This window comes from Pseudomonas salmasensis (genome assembly GCF_014268375.2).
GTDB lineage: Bacteria > Pseudomonadota > Gammaproteobacteria > Pseudomonadales > Pseudomonadaceae > Aquipseudomonas > Aquipseudomonas salmasensis.
The window spans coordinates 4,895,006-4,911,174 of sequence record NZ_CP077083.1 but is presented as its reverse complement, the minus strand read 5'-3'; the positions used below and the strand labels follow the sequence as shown (position 1 = coordinate 4,911,174).

Sequence of the window (16,169 nt, the reverse complement as noted above, 5' to 3'; positions counted from 1 at the left end):
GCGGCGACAATATCTGTTAACTGGATTATTAAGATAAGGGTTATCGGTTATATCGATATGCGATTTACTCTCCGTCAACTGCAAGTTTTCGTCGCCGTCGCCCAGCAAGAAAGCGTCTCGCGCGCTGCTGGCCTTCTGGCCTTATCTCAATCCGCCGCCAGCACCTCAATTACCGAGCTGGAGCGTCAATCCAGCTGCCAATTATTCGACCGCGCCGGTAAACGCCTGAGCCTCAACGCCCTTGGTCATCAGCTATTGCCCCAGGCTGTGGCATTGCTGGACCAGGCCAAGGAGATCGAAGACCTGCTCAACGGCAAGTCTGGCTTCGGCTCGCTGGCGGTCGGCGCGACGCTGACCATTGGCAATTACCTGGCGACGCTGTTGATTGGCAGCTTCATGCAGCAACACCCCGAGAGCCAGGTAAAGCTGCACGTGCAGAACACTGCGCATATCGTGCACCAGGTTGCTCATTACGAAATTGACCTGGGTCTAATCGAAGGCGACTGCAGCCATCCGGATATCGAGGTGCAAACCTGGGTAGAAGATGAGCTGGTGGTGTTCTGTGCGCCCCAGCATCATTTGGCCAAGCGTGGCGTGGCCACCATGGACGAATTGACCCACGAAGCGTGGATTCTGCGGGAACAGGGCTCGGGCACGCGTCTGACCTTCGACCAGGCCATGCGTCATCACCGTAGCGCACTGAATATCCGCCTGGAGCTGGAACACACCGAGGCGATCAAGCGGGCAGTGGAGTCGGGTTTGGGCATTGGCTGCATTTCGCGGCTGGCGCTGCGCGATGCCTTCCGCCGTGGCAGCCTGGTGCCGGTGGAAACCCCGGACCTGGACCTGGCGCGGCAGTTCTACTTCATCTGGCACAAACAGAAGTACCAGACCTCGGCGATGCGCGAGTTTCTCGAACTGTGCCGCGCCTTCACCGCTGGGGTGCAGCGCAGCGACGAGATCGTGCTGCCGAGTATCGCGTGATCCTCAGATCAGGATCACGGCCCATACCAGGGTGATCATGGTCAGCGCCACGAATTGGGCGGCGCTGCCCATGTCCTTGGCGTTCTTGGACAGCGGGTGGCGATCCAAGGAAATACGGTCAATGGCCGCTTCTACCGCTGAGTTGAGCAACTCGACGATCAGCGCCAACAGGCACACTGCAATCAGCAGCGCCCGTTCAACCCGGCTGACCTGCAGGAAAAAGCTCAGGGGGATCAGGATGACGTTCAGCAACACCAGTTGACGGAACGCCGCCTCGCCAGTGAAAGCCGCACGCAGGCCATCCAGGGAATAGCCCCCTGCATTGAAGATACGTTTGATACCGGTTTGACCCTTGAAAGGCGACATAGATGTAGGCAACTGAACCAAAGAAGTGGGGAAGCTAGATCACGCAAAGTCAAAAAAGCGTGAAGCGGCTGTAACTTAATGTTGCGAAATAGACTCAAGTTGCTGCAATAGCAACGCCGCCTGGGTGCGCGTACGCACGCCTAACTTGCGGAAAATCGCCGTAACGTGGGCCTTGATGGTCGCTTCGGACACACTCAACTCGTAGGCAATCTGCTTGTTCAACAACCCTTCGCAGACCATGGTCAATACCCGGAACTGCTGGGGCGTCAAGCTGGCCAGGCCATCGCGGGCGGCCTTGGCTTCATCGGACACATTGATTTCTTCAAACGCCTGAGGTGGCCAGGACACATCGCCGTCCAACACCGTACGCACGGCTTTCTGGATATCTTCCATCGCGCTGGACTTGGGAATGAAACCGCTGGCGCCAAACTCCTTGGAGCGCACCACCACGTCGGCTTCTTCCTGGGCTGACACCATCACCACGGGGATCTGCGGGTATTGGCCACGCAGCAGCACCAGCCCGGAGAAACCGTAGGCGCCCGGCATGTTCAGATCGAGCAACACCAGGTCCCAGTCGGATTTTTCAGTGAGGCGGGCTTCCAGTTCGGCAATGCTGGCCACTTCGACCAGACGTACATCGGGGCCAAGGCCCAGGGTTACGGCCTGATGCAGTGCGCTGCGAAACAGCGGGTGGTCATCGGCAATCAGGATTTCGTATGTGGCCATTGGTTAAATGATCCTGTTTTTTATGGGAGCCCTGATGGGTTCAGGATTCACCAATACACGAGGCGACGGCCAGGCAGCGATCGCCACAGGGCCCGTTCAACGTCAAAAACACCTGAAACGACGTCAATAATTCACGGTTGCGCCCAATCGGCGCACAGCATGCCCAGCGTAGCCTGGAGGGTCAAGCACTACGCCCGTGGGGATTTTAGCGGGTTGCGGGCTTACAGTGCCATCATGCAAACGTCGTCTGGTTATACCGCCGGGATGTAGGGTGCAAGGCGCGTATGCACGGTATCCGCTGCATCCAGTGGCATTTGAAACTTGGCAGCCAGGTAATGGGTACTGAACACATCAAGGTAGGCATCCAGCACTTCGCTGGCGGCCAGGTCATCGGCCAGCTCCAGGCACAGTGCCGCCACCTCGGCGGTGCAGAAATGGTCATCTCGCTTGGAGCGCCGTAGCTTGTAGCGCGACAACTGCTCGGGCGCCAGGCTCAGCACGGGTAAATGTTCCAGATAGGGGCTTTTGCGAAACATCTTGCGCGCTTCGCTCCAAGTACCGTCCAGCAGAATGAACAGCGGGCGCTTGCCCTCCTCCACGCACACTTCACTGACCACCCGCTGCGGTACCACGAATTCACCGGGGAACACGATGTATGGTTGCCACTGCGGGTCGGCCAGCAACCTGAGCAGTTCGGGGTCGACTTCGGTGCGCGACCAGGCGAACGCGGTGGTGTCGTGTATGACATCGGCGATCAGCCAGCCCGTGTTGCTGGGTTTCATCGGCTCTACGTCATGCATCAACAGGCACATGGCGGACTTGGCTTCTACCTGCGGCCGCCAGGCACATAGGCAGTATTCAGGAATGACCCGACAGCCGGGACAGCGCTCAGCACGCGAACCCCGATTGAGAAACGGCCTGACGGCACGCGCCAGACGCTGGGTACGCAAACGGGAGACGGCGTGGCTCATCGGGCACGCGGCGAAGAAAAGGAAATCGACACGGAACAAACTCGTGAAAAACAGAAGTCCCGCAGTTTACCAGCGATACGCCTGGCTGTAGTGGCAAGGGCTCACCTATAATTGCGCGCCACTGAACGCACAGCCCAGTGGCTGGTCTATGCACCAGTAACCGAATCAGGAGAGTTTCATGCTGCGTTCCATGCTGCGCCTTGTTGCCCCATCCGTCGCCCTTGCGCTGGTCTTGCCTATGGGCGCCCATGCGGCCTCGCTGCTGGAGGCTCAAATGAACAAGAAGCTGCAAAGCGTCGCGGCTGAAAGCAACAAAGACCTGCCCCGGGAAATCGATGAAAAAACCCTGGAAGTCGCCTACACCGTTGAAGGCATGCAGCTGATTGATCACCTCAGCGTGCTGCCTGACCGTGCCGAACAGATGCGCGCCAACCCCAAGGCTGTGTATTTCCAGCTGGGGCGCAGTGTGTGCACCAACCCAGGCTATCGCGAGCTGATGGCCAAGGGCGCAGTGATGCGCTATGAAATCACCGAGAACAAAACCAATCGCCCGGTGGCTTCGGTCAAGTTTGCAGAGGCCGATTGCCCGGCGCCGACGAAGAAGAAAAAGTAACTCCTGCTTGATCCTCCCGCGCTGCTTCCCAGCGGCGCGCACGCTTGCTCTGCGTTTGCCGCCAACGACTAAACTGCGTAATAAGCCACCAATAAGCGGTTGCCAGCCAAGGGTTTTTCGGCCCATGATCAGTTCATCCCAGATGCCCGCCCACCACAGTTTTTAATGCTGTTCTGTCACATTTTCAGGGCAAAAAAGGCCTGCCCTCCTGCGGCATGCCGCGACACAAGCAGTGTCGTGGCCCAGGCGACGTTCCCGTCGACTGCCCAGGCCCTGTAAAGAAGGAGAAATTGAATGCCTTATGAATCGAATGATTTGCTGCTTCGTCATTTTGAAGAAAACGGGACCGAACTCACCCAGCAGGTCGACGCACAAATTCAGTTGATCGCCCCCAACAGCCCGAATATCCCTCTTTATCGAGACATGATCCTCACCGTCCTGCGCATGGCCCAGGACGACCGTGATCGCTGGAACGCCAAGATCACCCTGCGCGCCATCCGTGAACTGGACCATGCCTTTCGGGTGCTCGAACAATTCAAGGGCCGGCGCAAAGTCACGGTATTCGGCTCGGCGCGCACGCCAGTGGAAAGCCCCCTGTATGCGCTGGCCCGAGAAGTGGGTGCGGCGTTGGCACGTTCCGACCTGATGGTCATCACCGGTGGCGGTGGCGGCATCATGGCTGCTGCCCACGAAGGCGCGGGCCTGGAGCACAGCCTGGGGTTCAATATCACCCTGCCCTTTGAACAGCACGCCAACCCAACCATTGATGGCACCGACAACCTGCTGTCATTCCACTTTTTCTTCACCCGTAAGCTGTTCTTCGTCAAAGAAGCCGACGCGCTGGTGTTGTGCCCCGGTGGTTTCGGCACCCTCGACGAGGCATTGGAAGTGCTGACCCTGATCCAGACCGGCAAAAGCCCGCTGGTGCCGGTAGTGCTACTGGATGCGCCGGGCGGTGGGTTCTGGCAAGGCGCCCTGGACTTCATCCGCAGTCAGTTGGAAGCCAATCGCTATATCCTGCCCACCGACCTCAAACTGGTCCGCCTGGTCTACAGCGCTGAAGAGGCGGTAGACGAAATCAACCAGTTCTACGCCAACTTCCACTCCACCCGTTGGTTGAAACGTGAGTTTGTGGTGCGCATGAATCATCCGCTGAGTGATCGCGCCCTGGCCCATATGCAGCAAGCGTTTGCCAGCCTGCGGCTCAGTGGCGAGTTTCAGCAACTCGCCTACACGGGCGAAGACCATGACGAACCGCGGTTCAGCCATTTGACGCGCCTTGTGTTCAATTTCAACGGTCGCGATCAAGGGCGATTGCGGGAGTTGGTGGATTACATCAACCTGCCGGAGAACTGGGCGCAGGCTCAGGGCAAGGCGCAGCAACGGATGACGCCAGAGACAGCGTGACTTTTTACAGGCGAAAAAAAAGGCCCACTATTTTCATAGTGGGCCTTTTGTTTTTTGGCGTTCAGTCGTCCATATCCCGACCGCTTAACAAGCGGCTGATCATGTCCATCGAAAACCCGCGATAACTCAAGAAGCGACCTTGCTTCGCACGTTCCCTGGCATCAATTGGAAGGTGCCCCGCAAACTTGCGACGCCAGGTTTCCTCCAACTGCGACTGCCAACTGATACCGCACTCACGTAGCGCGAGGTCAATATCGGCACGTTGCAGTCCACGCTGGCTCAACTCTTCGCGAATCCGCGCAGGGCCATAACCGGAACGTGCGCGGTAAGACACAAAACTTTCAAGGTAACGGGCTTCCGACAACAGCCCTTCTTCCGTCAACCGGTCGAGGGCTGTTTCGATCATCTCAGGCTCTGCACCACGCTGGCGCAACTTACGCGTCAGCTCGACTCGACCATGCTCGCGGCGAGCGAGCAGGTCCATCGCAGTGCGCCGAACGGCGACGAGTGTATCCAATACAACAGTCATCGCTTGCTTCAGATGTCAGTGTCGGCTTCTTCCACTTCTTCAACCGGCTCACGGTTGGCAGCCGCTTTTACATCTGGCGCGGCGGTCAGCAGCTTGTCGCGGATCTGCTTCTCAAGCGTGGCAGCGATATCCGGGTTATCCGCCAGGAACTTGGCCGAGTTGGCCTTACCCTGACCGATCTTGCTGCCGTTGTAGGCATACCAGGCACCAGACTTCTCGACGAAACCGTGCAGTACGCCCAGGTCGATCATCTCGCCGTTCAGGTAAATACCCTTACCGTAGAGAATCTGGAACTCAGCCTGACGGAATGGAGGCGCCACTTTGTTCTTCACAACCTTGACGCGGGTTTCGCTACCCACAACCTCGTCGCCTTCCTTCACCGCGCCGGTACGGCGGATATCCAGACGGACCGAAGCGTAGAACTTCAGCGCGTTACCACCGGTGGTGGTTTCCGGGCTACCGAACATCACGCCGATCTTCATACGGATCTGGTTGATGAAGATCACCAGGCAGTTGGCGTTCTTGATGTTACCGGTGATTTTACGCAGCGCCTGGGACATCAGGCGGGCTTGCAGGCCCACGTGCATGTCGCCCATTTCGCCTTCGATTTCAGCCTTGGGCACCAGAGCAGCCACGGAGTCGACCACGATCACGTCGATGGCGTTGGAACGCACCAGCATGTCGGTGATTTCCAGGGCTTGCTCACCGGTGTCTGGCTGTGAAACCAGCAGGTCATCAACGTTGACGCCCAGCTTGCCGGCGTACTCAGGATCCAGGGCGTGCTCGGCGTCGACGAACGCGCAGGTGGCGCCCATCTTTTGCGCCTGGGCAATCACCGACAGAGTCAGGGTGGTTTTACCGGAAGATTCAGGACCGTAGATTTCAACGATACGGCCTTTTGGCAGGCCGCCAATGCCGAGCGCGATGTCCAGACCCAGAGAGCCAGTGGAAATAGCCGGGATCGCCTGACGGTCGTGATCGCCCATACGCATTACGGCACCCTTGCCGAATTGACGTTCGATCTGACCCAGGGCCGCAGCCAAGGCTTTCTTCTTGTTGTCGTCCATTAAAGTCCTCACGTAATCAATAAGGCCTGACGGCCAACACCTGTATAAGTAGACAGTATTGTTCCACAAAGATCGGTGATCGCCTACCCCTGATTGTCTATTTCTGCTGCAGCTCGTCGCAACAAGCCCTCCAGCGCGGCTTTTACCGTTTGTCGGCGGACCTCGTCGCGGTTGCCAGGAAAGTGCGCAAGCTCGGCCGTCACCTCGTCGCCCACGGCAAAGGCCAGCCAAACGGTGCCCACCGGCTTGTCCGGCGACCCACCATCAGGGCCGGCCACACCGCTGACCGCCACGGCAAATCGGGCCAGGCTTTTTTCCTGCGCGCCCCGGGCCATCGCTTCCACCACTTCCTGGCTGACGGCCCCGACTTTGGCGAACAGTTTTTCCGGTACATTCAACTGCCGAGTCTTCTGTCGGTTGGAATAAGTGACATAGCCCGCCTCGAACCAGGCCGAACTGCCCGGGATCCGCGTGATGGCTTCGGCGATGCCGCCGCCGGTACAGGACTCGGCAGTGGTGACGTGGGCACTGAGCACCTGCAAACGGCGCCCCAGTTCGGCAGCCAGTTGAGTGATTTCCTTCACGGTCGTCTCCAGGAATGGGCGGGGGTTTGCCTACCCTACAGGAGCCCATCGACCATGCAAGACACAGAGTGCATCAAGAGACTAATGCGCGACGGCCTGCACGTAGGCCTGGCAAGCACGCAAGGCGATCAGGGCGTTATCGCCGTCGTCGGTGATGCGGATAATTCGCTGAGCATGCGCCGGGTCAAGTCGGGCTCGCGGGGCTGCATGAACCACGCCGCTGGCGGTGGGGGTGGCAGGCACTGTGCAGCCACTGGCGACGGTGTCGAGAAGGACTGACAGCCGCACATCAGCAGTGGCCAGGCGGTCGCGCAGAGCAGCTTGGTTGCGTTGGGCATCGTTCAATTCCTGGGTGTGGTGCTGGTCGCTGGTGTTGAGCTGTTGTTCAAGGGCCAGGCGTTTGGCCTGTTCAGCCTGTTGCTGGTGGAGGATTGCCTGGTTTTGCTGGCTGAGCGCTTGCGCGTGGACCACCGATTGCATCTCCAACTGCGCCCCGTATCGCCACGCTTGCACCTGCCAAACAAGCGCCATGAGCATGCACACACCGACCAAGCGAAACGCACCTAGGAAACGCATAGCACCGCCTTCGCCCGGGCCCATAACTGCAAACGGTCGTCCAGGCCATTGAGGCCGCCGTTGATGCGCCGGGTGATGGTGGTGAACTGGTCTTTGTCGGCGAGCTCGTTGAGGCCGTTGCTTTGCCAGAACCAGGCGGCGGATTCGCAGGCCCACTGTGGTTGTTCCAGTAATTGCGGCTGGAGCAGCAGACGATCATCACCGAACAGCGCTTGGCTGCACGCAAGATAATTGCGGCGACCGGTTATCTGGATCAGCCCTCTGCCGCGATACTTTTGGCCATCTCCGTCCGCCTCTGGGGTGTTGCCCAGGCGCGCGGCCAAGCTGCCGGTGTCGTACTTGCTCAGGTATTGATCGCTGCCCAGTTCGCGCACGTACTGCAACTGAGCGGACTCATGGCCGATCTGGGCGAGGAAGGCGGCGACGCGACGGGCCGTATTGATCTGGCGCCCCGCAAAGGCCGCATTTAGAAAGGTTAAAAAAATGCCCGCGCGAAGGCGGGCTCCAGGCATTACACCCAGAAGCTGAGCATGTGTGATTACCATGGGTTTTACTCTAAGGAAGCCTCTACACCGACAAACCGCTGGCCTGGACCGTACTCCGATAGCCACCTTTTCGCTCGCCCCTGGATTTCACCGTTTTAATCGACCAGCGCCCTTGCATGAACCCCGGCCACGACTCATCCAACAGCAACAGGCCTTCAGCAGCCAACGAAGGATTACCAGGGCAGACCACATCGATCTGCAACCCTTCGCGCCCCACCCGCCGCATCTCTCCCTGCGCCGCCGAGCGCGCTTCGTCCTCGCTCTGGTAGCGCTGTGTCACCACTTTGAAGGGAGCGACGCCCACCTGGATGACATGCTGTTTGCCGCCTGCGGCGTCCCACCATGAGGTTTGCGCGCCGTTGTATTTGGCACGGCTGGCGTCGGTGAAGCTGGCGCTGATGAACGCGCGCTCACCTGGACGATTGTCGTGGGTAATCGACAACCGTACATCCGGCAATGCCTTGCCCGACAGCGTCTTGATCTGGCCTTTGCGCCCCAGTACATACAGCTCATCGACAGGTTTGGCCACCGCATCGAAGCGCTTGGCCAGGCGCGTCAGAAAAGCCATGTCGCTTTCATTGGTCTGATCGATGTGCGCGATCATCTCACCGTCGAGTTCAGGCGCCACGCGCGGGGAAAAACCGTAACGGGTGGTCAGTTGGCGAAACAGCGCCCCCAGGGTTATCGGCCCATGGCTGGCCGTGCGACGCTGCTTGAATTCGTGCTCGTCGAACGGTGCCGCCGTGGCCACCAGCACCAGTCGCAATGGGAACATCGACGGCGTGCGCTGGGTAATCTTGAACACCCCCTTATCCACCAGGCCCGATTCCAGGTAGCCGATACGTAGGCCAATTTTGCCGCCCAGATCGGGCAGCCCTTCAAGCCCCTCGATATCAAGGGTCAGCTTCAGTTGATCAGACACAAACCCCGCTGCGTCGGTATGCTCCCACTCCAATAGCCGCTCGTTGAATAACGCGGCATTGGCTCCGTATAGCTCCACTACAGGTGTAAATCCGAGTGCCATGATGGCTCCTTAATCCCAGGCGGAAACCGGCCGGCTTGCGACCGGTTGCGCATCCAATTCGGGCACCAGCACACTGACGCCCGCAGGCAGTACCGCGCCCTGTTCGGCCAACTCCGGGTTCAAGCGCCACAACGCCTCTTCTGCGGCATCATCACTGCGCCCCAGTTGGCGGTAGAGCAACAGGTTCACCGAGTCACCGGCAATACTTCGAACCCTACGCATTGACGAACTCCTCCAGTAACAACGTCCAATTGATCACCATGGCCGTCCCGTCGTCGATCACGCTGGCTTGTTTTTCACTGATCGACTGGATGGTCCATAGCCCCCAGTTACGCCCTAACCCGTCCACCAACGGCAACGGCGCCCGCAGGGCCTGCAAGGTGCGCAACTCATCCAGGCGCGCCATGCCCTTGGCACGCGCAGCCTTGCCGCCCAATGCCAGCGTTTCTAGCCCCTGGCCGACCTGGCTGGATTTAGGTTTGCCGGCAATGATGTCGAGACTGACCCAGCCCCCGCTGCTCCCACGATCAAGCGTGTCGTAGGCGAACCCACGGGACAGCCCGAAAATAAAAGTACCCAAGACCATCTGTTGTCGCATCACACAGCTCCATCGGTGAGTGCTGCGCCGCGTCGGGTCGCCAGCAGGTTGTCCATCGACAGCGGAGTAAATTGCGCTTCGATCTGTTGCACCACGAGCGCCGCCAGTTGTTGATGGCTGGCTTGCTCAGGCGCGGTGATGGTGATTTGCGGGGCGAAGTTGATTTGGCGGTTGTCGGCTTGAGGGGCGTTGAGGTTTTTGCTGACCTCTGTGGGGGATGGCAGGCGATCACCCGTCCCCATCACTTTTTCAGCCAGCCACGCACCGACGTCACTGCCCACGAAAGTGCCCACGGCACCACCGACTACCTTACCGATTGCGCCCCCGGCGACGCCGCCCATCACACCGCCCAACACTGTGCCGGCACCCGGAACGACCGAACCGATAACAGCTCCCGCCAGCGTGCCGACCGCTCGGCCAATCGCCATCCCGGCCACATCACCGACGACACCGCCGGCAACACCGCCGCCGATCGAGCCCACGCTAGTGCCAACCGCTTGACCCAGGTTTCCGGTCATCGCGCCTTGCGTCATCTCGACACCGGCCTGGGCCACCACCAAACCCAGGGGGACCCCTTTGGCCAGCTTGCTCACCTTCGCCGCTTTGCCAGAGATGCCAGGGCCGGAAGCAGACGGGCGATTACCGCTGTGCTCGTCATTGCTCGGGGCTTTGCGCTGGCTGTCCGGCGGTGTGGTTTTATTCCCTGCTGCCGGCCCCTCTCCGAGCACTTTCCCGGCGACCTTTTCGAAAATCTTGTCCTTCACGGCACCGAAAACACCGGAAACCACCGGGATCAGCACCGCCCCCGCCAGGGTGACTGTAGCGGCAGCCTTGGGCAGGCCTTCCGCGAGCCAAGCCACGCCACTGACCAGGCCATTCATTGCGGTCAGCGAGGCATCCACAACGGGGGCCAGCGCTGTATCAGAGGCGGTGCTCAAGCGTGTGGTACTGGCCTCGTAGGCTTGCCGACGTGCGTAAGTAGAGTCCGCACGAACCGCGGCCGAACGCAGCACCGAACCTTGGTCGCCCAGCGTCGAAGTGGCGTAGGTGGATTTTTCTGCGACCAGCGAAAAGGCCTGTTTCACGCTGTCGATCACCGGTACCAGGCTCAGAATCGTCTGGTTGCCGTCGAACAACTGCGTCGCCAGCACCGCTTGCCTTTCAGCTGGTTGCGACTTGAGCGCCTCCAGCACCGTAAGCACGGCTTGTGGGGCGTCCTGTTTCATGCCGGCCGCGAGTACTTTTGGATCAAGCTTGAGCTCTGCCCAGGCACTGCGTTGCCCTGCAGAGGCGTTGTCGCCTTTAGCCAGGACGGCGCTGATTTTTTCCAGCCCGGCACCAGCAACAGCCTTGCTGTTACCTGCGCTCAACAACGCCGCCGAAAGCGCTGCAGCCTGTTCGGGGCTCATGCCCGCAGCCTTCGCGGCAGCGCCCTGGAGTTGCACAATAGCGCCGATATCCGCCGATTCGGCCTTGAGCGAAACCTCGGTGCCCAGCACGTTTGTTGCGTCGGCAAGGTCCAACGCTTGTGCGCGATCAAGGTGCATGGACTCGCGCCAGCCGCCCATGATTTCGCCGGCATTTTTGACGTCGATCTTGAACGCCGTCGCCATGATCGCAGCGTCGCGAGCGAACTGCTGCAGGTCTGCCCGGCGCCCAACGGGGTCGATATTGCCCGAAGCGTCCTTACGATCACTGCCGATACCGGAACGGGCGGCGGCATACTCGACCTTCGCGAGGTCGACGGCACTGGCACCACTGGCAGCCACCACCGGCTCGGACGCCATGGCAAGGTTAGCTTCACGCAATGCCTTGCGCTCATGCCGGGCAAACATCAACAGTTGATCAATATCGGTCATCGCGGCGTCCAGCGCCTGCGAGGGTGTGCGCTTGTCTGTAGCCGCGACGGTCCTCGTACCCTCTGCGTTCACGGCAGTTTGAGCTTGCCGGGCGTCCATCACCTTGAGCAACGAGACGTTGAACAGCTCCAGCGTATCGACCAACCGTACCTGCCCGTCCGCCAGATGCTTGATCTGCAAGCTGGCATCGGCCAATGCCAATGCCAAATTCGCCGTACTCCCCGGTGCCTCCAGCGGGCTCGCCAGAGTTTGCGCCATAGGCTTGAGGCTGGCTTGTGCCCCTGCCATTGCAAGTGAGCCCTGAGTCATCACGCCTTCCTTGGCAATGGCTGACCCCGCTCCATGATTACCGTCTGCCATTGCGCTCTACTCCTGTTTAACACCAAGACGACTGATTGCGATGTCGTAGCGGCGCATTGCTTTTCCGGCTTCCCAGTCGAGGATTTCCGCTTCGCTTACCGAGTAAACCAGCGGTACTACATCGAGGATCACTTCGATGTCGCGTTCCGAAAGAAGTCCGCCGGTTTGTTTAAAAAATCGTCGATGCGCTCCTGCAGCTCGGTCCAGTCGGGCACGGTCAGGCCGGCAAGATCGGGAATCATCAGGCCGGTGCAGTGAGCGGTGATGAACTCGGCCCGGTCTTTGTTAGTGGCGAGTTTTTTCATCACCTTGGTAGCGCGCAAGGCGGGCATTTCCAGGGTGACGCTGGTGAGAGTGCGACCGCTCGCGTCCAGCGGCAGCAGCAGGGCAACCTGTTCGCACGTCAACGACTCGCGCGGGCTATCGGTTTGCGCGAGAAAAAACGATGCAGGCCGGGTCGACATTTCGTGTACGTACTGAGCAATGCTCACGTAGTCCGGGCGCTTGAGTTGATCGAGCTCTTTTTCCGACAGGCCGGTGGCGAGTTTGGCCAGTTCAAAAAACTGATCGTCCTCGTCATCACCGGCCCGGGCCAGCGCATCTTTTTGCGCGGCGTAGAACAACGGTTTGAGTTGAACCTGCTCGATCGTCGCGCCGGTGTCGGCGGTGATCGGGGACAGCAGGATGTGCAACGGAGGCATCCAGGCCATGGGGCAATTCCTTGTTGAGCGGTATGGAAAAGTGCGAAAAATCTAAACCTGAGCAGGGCCCCTGTGGGAGCTGGCTTGCCTGCGATGGCATCCACTCGATGCTCCAGGGAGACCGAGTCGCCTGTATCGCAGGCAAGCCAGCTCCCACCTTGACCGTGCTCGCTTCAGATTGCGCCGGCCCTTAAGGCATCAGCACGGCGCGGCGGGCATCGCCAAGAATGTCGACGCCGTTGAGCACAAACTTCTGGGTGCGCACGTCGATGTCGATCACCGAAATGCCATTTTCCAGACGGTTGTAGGTACGGCAGGACAATTCCAGAGTGGTGACCGGCTTGGCGTTCATGGTCAGCGCCGTCTCGGCCAGGGACTTCAGCTTGCCGCCCACGGTGTGGTAGGTGAAATAGGTCTTGCCGTCCTGATCCTGACCGGCTTCACGCACGTTCAACAGGATGTCGTCACCCTGGGTGACGCCAAGCGCCAGCAGGACTTGGGCGCCAACTCCTTGCAGTACCAGGGTTGCATTCAGCACCTTGGCGCTTTTGGCGACCTCCTCGGCGATGAAGCGCCCACCGGTCATCGGGTCCATCTCGAACTCGATCTTCGGCGGCGTAAAGGAATCAACGGTTGCCGACAACGGCAGGCCTTGAAGGGTGGCCGCAATGGCCTGTCTGACTCGGTTGGTAAACATTAGAGAACGTCCTCCAGGAACTGCTCGATGATTTCATCGCGGGCGTTGAGTTGATAAACCATGTGTTCGTTCGGCGCGTAGCGGCCGTAGTCGATAACGATGAACCAGGTGCCGTTCTTGTACTTCTCGACGCTGTTCAGCTCCGGGTGCAGGTACACGCTGCCGCCGGGAATGGTTTCGTCGGCCACCAGGGTTTGCAGCCAGTCATTGATGCGCTTGACCTCCTGGTCCATGAAGGACTTGGTGAGGTTCTTGGCCATGGCTTTCTGGCCGGCCTTGACCAGCTTGCGGCTGATGGCATCTTCCAGGCCGACGTAGCTGATGAACTTGCCGGTGATGGAGCGGTTACCCAGCAGCGAGAAGCCGCCGAGGATGGTGCGGGCGTAATAGCTCACGCCATAGCGGTTGAGCAGGTCGCCTTCGGTGGAGGTGTCGAGGATGTTGTACTCGACCACGCGGGAAACGTCCTCGGCGAAGGTCACCTGATTACCCGGGCTTTCCCACTGCTTGACCTTGGCCAGTGCGGCGATGGCCAGCGAGGATGGCGACAGGAACACGTTTTTCTTCGCGGCCTTGGAGTACACCGACGGCATGTTGTGCACCAGCAGGCAACGGTCGAAGCCCAGGTCGGCACCGCCCAGTTCGCCGCTGTAGGTCACTTGGTCGGCCACCGAAGCGTCCTTGCCATCGAGCACCACACGGGCCTTGATGCGCTTGCCGAACGAGGCGAACTCACCGGCTACGGCTTTGGTGCCCGTGAAGCCTGGAGCACCGATGATGGTCAGGTCTTCAGGCACGCTGCTCAGGGCAGCCAGGCCCAGCTTGCGACCGGTGACCGGGTCGTTGCCGCCGATCACATTGTTGATCGTGTCGGCCGGGGTAGCGCCCTCTTCGACGATGACTACATAGACCGGCACCTTCACCACTTTGAGGATCTGGTACACCGCCTGGAACAAGGTGCCCGACTCGGTGCCGGTGGGGTCCAGCAGCGCCTGGGTGGTGAAGCTGTTGATGCGAAACGGCGCGTTTTTCGGGATCGACGCATGGGCGTTCGGCGCAGTGCCGACCAGGCCAATGACGTTATCGCCAAGGCCACCCATGGCCTCGGGGGATTCAGTGGCATTCACAGTGATGCCGTTGTGCTCGAAGTTCAGGACTTCTGCCATGGTTATTCAGCCTTCTTGGGGGTGGAGTTGAGGACGCTGGTCAGTTCCAGACGGCCAGCGGTGCGCAGGGCGGATGCTTCGACGTCGAGCAGTTCCAGCTCCTCGCCGGCGGTGGACCAATGGCCGTTGCCGATGGGGAATGGGATGAGGACGGTGTAGGTTTGGCGGGTGGGCATGGGTGGAAATCTCCGGGTGGGAAATGCAAAAGCCCCTGCGGGGAGGGGCTTTGGGGAGGCGAAAAAAAACCGCTTTCGCGGTGGGGATCAGTTGCGATCAGGCAAGGGATAGAGCGCCTTGATTTCGGCGACTTTGTCACGCCAGGCCTTTTCTTTTTCTGGAGTTTCGTCGTATTGCCACTCCAGAAATAATGGATCAGCTTCAGTTACGTACAACGTACGACGCGCAGAGATAACGCTCTCCAACTTGGCATTGCTTTCCGCCTGCATGACGAGTTCATCTGCGCGAACCTCGTCAAGTCCCAATGCCATCAACGTTGGGCGGTCCGCAGGGACATTGATCAGCGTCTCACCGGAGGGAAGCAGTAGTGTTTTGATATATCCAACCATCTTCATACCCCTTTTGCTGTGTAACGCAGATCGTTATCCAACGTATAAGCCAAGCGGCTTTCCGGATAAGTTTCTCCAAGTTCGGTGGCGGTTATCGCAAACGGTTTCACCTTCCAGCAAATTTCATATTCAGGGGTCACTGCTTGGCTCAATTCCACTTCAGCATCTGAGCGACTGTACTTCACAGGCTCCTCAAAGCTCTTGGTGACGATATACGTCAGCCCGCCACGCAAATAGCAGCCAGATTCCTGCGGGGACGAGACCAATGTGCCTGGTATCTGGTTAAGCCAGATGGGCTTCAAGCCAGTGACCGGACGGACGTACGACCACATCCCGAATTGAGCACGACGGACGGTCTCTCGGTAAGTTTGAGAGATGCGCTTGATAGTCAAAAAATTAGCGTCCCCATTCCATGGGATCCCACAGCCCTCCATTTGCAGATTTAGACCGGCGACATGTGGCTCAAAATTGTTGTTGAATGGATTAAGGCCTGCGTCCAAGCCATAGTTTCTGGAAATTATGATCTCCGACATACCTCTTTCGTTACCTGGCATACGCCACCAGACCGGATAAAAAATATTGGTAGAAAGTCCCGTAAGATCAATTGTTTGCGTATAAGAGGCACGACCATTAATATCCTTAGCCTGCACACTATTACGCCAAGCAGTAAACTGATCCGAAGCGGCCTCTACCCGCGCATCAATCTTCCCAATTTGGTTGGTAACCGTTTCCGTAAGCTTATTACATGCTTCCACAACTTTCGTGATAGTCGCTTCAAGTCCCATCATCAACTCCCTGTCAGTTAATCTTTCCAGCACTTTTGTCAGTGC

General features: G+C 59.1%; 21 protein-coding genes. 3 read left to right on the top strand and 18 right to left on the bottom strand.

Annotation, left to right across the window (positions count from 1 at the left end):
- Window positions 1–57 precede the first annotated feature (57 nt).
- A complete protein-coding gene (locus HU731_RS22005; RefSeq protein WP_003189054.1) occupies window positions 58–984 on the top strand; it encodes a LysR family transcriptional regulator in 927 nt (308 codons plus the stop codon).
- Between the two features lie 3 nt (window positions 985–987).
- On the opposite strand, the gene HU731_RS22000 is transcribed toward HU731_RS22005, so the two are convergent.
- The 3 genes from HU731_RS22000 to HU731_RS21990 form a co-directional block, all read right to left on the bottom strand.
- Window positions 988–1,350: a diacylglycerol kinase gene (locus tag HU731_RS22000; protein WP_003189051.1), complete on the bottom strand. Its 363-nt coding sequence runs from the start codon at window positions 1,348–1,350 to the stop codon at window positions 988–990.
- Between the two features lie 75 nt (window positions 1,351–1,425).
- Window positions 1,426–2,076: a response regulator transcription factor ErdR gene (gene erdR, locus HU731_RS21995; protein WP_003189050.1), complete on the bottom strand. Its 651-nt coding sequence runs from the start codon at window positions 2,074–2,076 to the stop codon at window positions 1,426–1,428.
- Between the two features lie 251 nt (window positions 2,077–2,327).
- The gene (locus HU731_RS21990) at window positions 2,328–3,047 is read right to left on the bottom strand and encodes a tRNA-uridine aminocarboxypropyltransferase (RefSeq protein ID WP_186608846.1); all 720 of its coding nucleotides are present in this window, start codon (window positions 3,045–3,047) and stop codon (window positions 2,328–2,330) included.
- Between the two features lie 178 nt (window positions 3,048–3,225).
- Here HU731_RS21990 and HU731_RS21985 point away from each other — a divergent pair, with 178 nt between their 5' ends.
- Together HU731_RS21985 and HU731_RS21980 are read left to right on the top strand one after the other, a co-directional pair.
- A complete protein-coding gene (locus HU731_RS21985; RefSeq protein WP_014717179.1) occupies window positions 3,226–3,660 on the top strand; it encodes a PA3611 family quorum-sensing-regulated virulence factor in 435 nt (144 codons plus the stop codon).
- 294 nt (window positions 3,661–3,954) lie between these two features.
- Complete coding sequence (locus HU731_RS21980) at window positions 3,955–5,067, top strand: LOG family protein (protein ID WP_186608844.1); 1,113 nt, start codon at window positions 3,955–3,957, stop codon at window positions 5,065–5,067.
- Between the two features lie 61 nt (window positions 5,068–5,128).
- Here the strand turns inward: HU731_RS21980 and recX are convergent, their stop codons facing one another.
- The 15 genes from recX to HU731_RS21905 form a co-directional block, all read right to left on the bottom strand.
- Entirely contained in the window at window positions 5,129–5,596 is a 468-nt protein-coding gene (recX, locus tag HU731_RS21975) for a recombination regulator RecX (RefSeq protein WP_003189043.1), read from the bottom strand.
- An 8-nt stretch (window positions 5,597–5,604) separates the two neighbouring features.
- Window positions 5,605–6,663 (bottom strand): recombinase RecA, encoded by a 1,059-nt coding sequence (gene recA, locus HU731_RS21970; RefSeq protein WP_003189042.1) that lies wholly within the window; start codon window positions 6,661–6,663, stop codon window positions 5,605–5,607.
- A gap of 83 nt (window positions 6,664–6,746) precedes the next feature.
- Window positions 6,747–7,247 (bottom strand): CinA family protein, encoded by a 501-nt coding sequence (locus HU731_RS21965; RefSeq protein ID WP_020301157.1) that lies wholly within the window; start codon window positions 7,245–7,247, stop codon window positions 6,747–6,749.
- Window positions 7,248–7,328: 81 nt separating this feature from the next.
- Window positions 7,329–7,823 (bottom strand): lysis system i-spanin subunit Rz, encoded by a 495-nt coding sequence (locus tag HU731_RS21960; protein WP_186608842.1) that lies wholly within the window; start codon window positions 7,821–7,823, stop codon window positions 7,329–7,331.
- Window positions 7,811–8,368, bottom strand: a complete 558-nt coding sequence (locus tag HU731_RS21955; RefSeq protein WP_186608841.1) for a glycoside hydrolase family 19 protein — start codon at window positions 8,366–8,368, stop codon at window positions 7,811–7,813. Before HU731_RS21955 ends, HU731_RS21960 begins: the two co-directional genes overlap by 13 nt.
- Before the next feature lie 22 nt (window positions 8,369–8,390).
- Window positions 8,391–9,392: a phage late control D family tail protein gene (locus tag HU731_RS21950; protein ID WP_186608840.1), complete on the bottom strand. Its 1,002-nt coding sequence runs from the start codon at window positions 9,390–9,392 to the stop codon at window positions 8,391–8,393.
- A gap of 9 nt (window positions 9,393–9,401) precedes the next feature.
- The gene (locus HU731_RS21945) at window positions 9,402–9,614 is read right to left on the bottom strand and encodes a tail protein X (RefSeq protein ID WP_044272200.1); all 213 of its coding nucleotides are present in this window, start codon (window positions 9,612–9,614) and stop codon (window positions 9,402–9,404) included.
- Complete coding sequence (locus HU731_RS21940) at window positions 9,607–9,990, bottom strand: phage tail protein (protein ID WP_186608837.1); 384 nt, start codon at window positions 9,988–9,990, stop codon at window positions 9,607–9,609. Before HU731_RS21940 ends, HU731_RS21945 begins: the two co-directional genes overlap by 8 nt.
- Entirely contained in the window at window positions 9,990–12,209 is a 2,220-nt protein-coding gene (locus tag HU731_RS21935) for a phage tail tape measure protein (protein WP_186608835.1), read from the bottom strand. The genes HU731_RS21940 and HU731_RS21935 overlap by 1 nt, the downstream gene beginning before the upstream one ends.
- A 128-nt stretch (window positions 12,210–12,337) precedes the next feature.
- The gene (locus HU731_RS21930; RefSeq protein ID WP_186608832.1) at window positions 12,338–12,919 is read right to left on the bottom strand and encodes a phage tail assembly protein; all 582 of its coding nucleotides are present in this window, start codon (window positions 12,917–12,919) and stop codon (window positions 12,338–12,340) included.
- Between the two features lie 181 nt (window positions 12,920–13,100).
- Entirely contained in the window at window positions 13,101–13,607 is a 507-nt protein-coding gene (locus tag HU731_RS21925) for a phage major tail tube protein (protein ID WP_186608830.1), read from the bottom strand.
- Window positions 13,607–14,773: a phage tail sheath protein gene (locus tag HU731_RS21920; protein WP_032877508.1), complete on the bottom strand. Its 1,167-nt coding sequence runs from the start codon at window positions 14,771–14,773 to the stop codon at window positions 13,607–13,609. The genes HU731_RS21925 and HU731_RS21920 overlap by 1 nt, the downstream gene beginning before the upstream one ends.
- Window positions 14,774–14,775: 2 nt before the next feature.
- Entirely contained in the window at window positions 14,776–14,949 is a 174-nt protein-coding gene (locus tag HU731_RS21915; protein ID WP_003189022.1) for a hypothetical protein, read from the bottom strand.
- 87 nt (window positions 14,950–15,036) lie between these two features.
- Window positions 15,037–15,339 (bottom strand): hypothetical protein, encoded by a 303-nt coding sequence (locus HU731_RS21910; protein ID WP_186608822.1) that lies wholly within the window; start codon window positions 15,337–15,339, stop codon window positions 15,037–15,039.
- A gap of 2 nt (window positions 15,340–15,341) precedes the next feature.
- Window positions 15,342–16,127 carry a phage tail protein gene (locus tag HU731_RS21905; protein ID WP_225931504.1) on the bottom strand — a complete coding sequence of 262 codons (786 nt, stop codon included), beginning with the start codon at window positions 16,125–16,127 and terminating at the stop codon, window positions 15,342–15,344.
- Window positions 16,128–16,169 lie beyond the last annotated feature (42 nt).

Bases quoted from the DNA above. Each gene is read 5' to 3' on its own strand.
- HU731_RS22005 (WP_003189054.1), top strand. From the start codon at position 58: ATGCGATTTACTCTCCGTCAACTGCAAGTTTTCGTCGCCGTCGCCCAG.
- HU731_RS22000 (WP_003189051.1), bottom strand. From the start codon at position 1,350: ATGTCGCCTTTCAAGGGTCAAACCGGTATCAAACGTATCTTCAATGCA.
- erdR (WP_003189050.1), bottom strand. From the start codon at position 2,076: ATGGCCACATACGAAATCCTGATTGCCGATGACCACCCGCTGTTTCGC.
- HU731_RS21990 (WP_186608846.1), bottom strand. From the start codon at position 3,047: ATGAGCCACGCCGTCTCCCGTTTGCGTACCCAGCGTCTGGCGCGTGCC.
- HU731_RS21985 (WP_014717179.1), top strand. From the start codon at position 3,226: ATGCTGCGTTCCATGCTGCGCCTTGTTGCCCCATCCGTCGCCCTTGCG.
- HU731_RS21980 (WP_186608844.1), top strand. From the start codon at position 3,955: ATGCCTTATGAATCGAATGATTTGCTGCTTCGTCATTTTGAAGAAAAC.
- recX (WP_003189043.1), bottom strand. From the start codon at position 5,596: ATGACTGTTGTATTGGATACACTCGTCGCCGTTCGGCGCACTGCGATG.
- recA (WP_003189042.1), bottom strand. From the start codon at position 6,663: ATGGACGACAACAAGAAGAAAGCCTTGGCTGCGGCCCTGGGTCAGATC.
- HU731_RS21960 (WP_186608842.1), bottom strand. From the start codon at position 7,823: ATGCGTTTCCTAGGTGCGTTTCGCTTGGTCGGTGTGTGCATGCTCATG.
- HU731_RS21955 (WP_186608841.1), bottom strand. From the start codon at position 8,368: ATGGTAATCACACATGCTCAGCTTCTGGGTGTAATGCCTGGAGCCCGC.
- HU731_RS21950 (WP_186608840.1), bottom strand. From the start codon at position 9,392: ATGGCACTCGGATTTACACCTGTAGTGGAGCTATACGGAGCCAATGCC.
- HU731_RS21945 (WP_044272200.1), bottom strand. From the start codon at position 9,614: ATGCGTAGGGTTCGAAGTATTGCCGGTGACTCGGTGAACCTGTTGCTC.
- HU731_RS21940 (WP_186608837.1), bottom strand. From the start codon at position 9,990: ATGCGACAACAGATGGTCTTGGGTACTTTTATTTTCGGGCTGTCCCGT.
- HU731_RS21935 (WP_186608835.1), bottom strand. From the start codon at position 12,209: ATGGCAGACGGTAATCATGGAGCGGGGTCAGCCATTGCCAAGGAAGGC.
- HU731_RS21930 (WP_186608832.1), bottom strand. From the start codon at position 12,919: ATGGCCTGGATGCCTCCGTTGCACATCCTGCTGTCCCCGATCACCGCC.
- HU731_RS21925 (WP_186608830.1), bottom strand. From the start codon at position 13,607: ATGTTTACCAACCGAGTCAGACAGGCCATTGCGGCCACCCTTCAAGGC.
- HU731_RS21920 (WP_032877508.1), bottom strand. From the start codon at position 14,773: ATGGCAGAAGTCCTGAACTTCGAGCACAACGGCATCACTGTGAATGCC.
- HU731_RS21915 (WP_003189022.1), bottom strand. From the start codon at position 14,949: ATGCCCACCCGCCAAACCTACACCGTCCTCATCCCATTCCCCATCGGC.
- HU731_RS21910 (WP_186608822.1), bottom strand. From the start codon at position 15,339: ATGGTTGGATATATCAAAACACTACTGCTTCCCTCCGGTGAGACGCTG.
- HU731_RS21905 (WP_225931504.1), bottom strand. From the start codon at position 16,127: ATGATGGGACTTGAAGCGACTATCACGAAAGTTGTGGAAGCATGTAAT.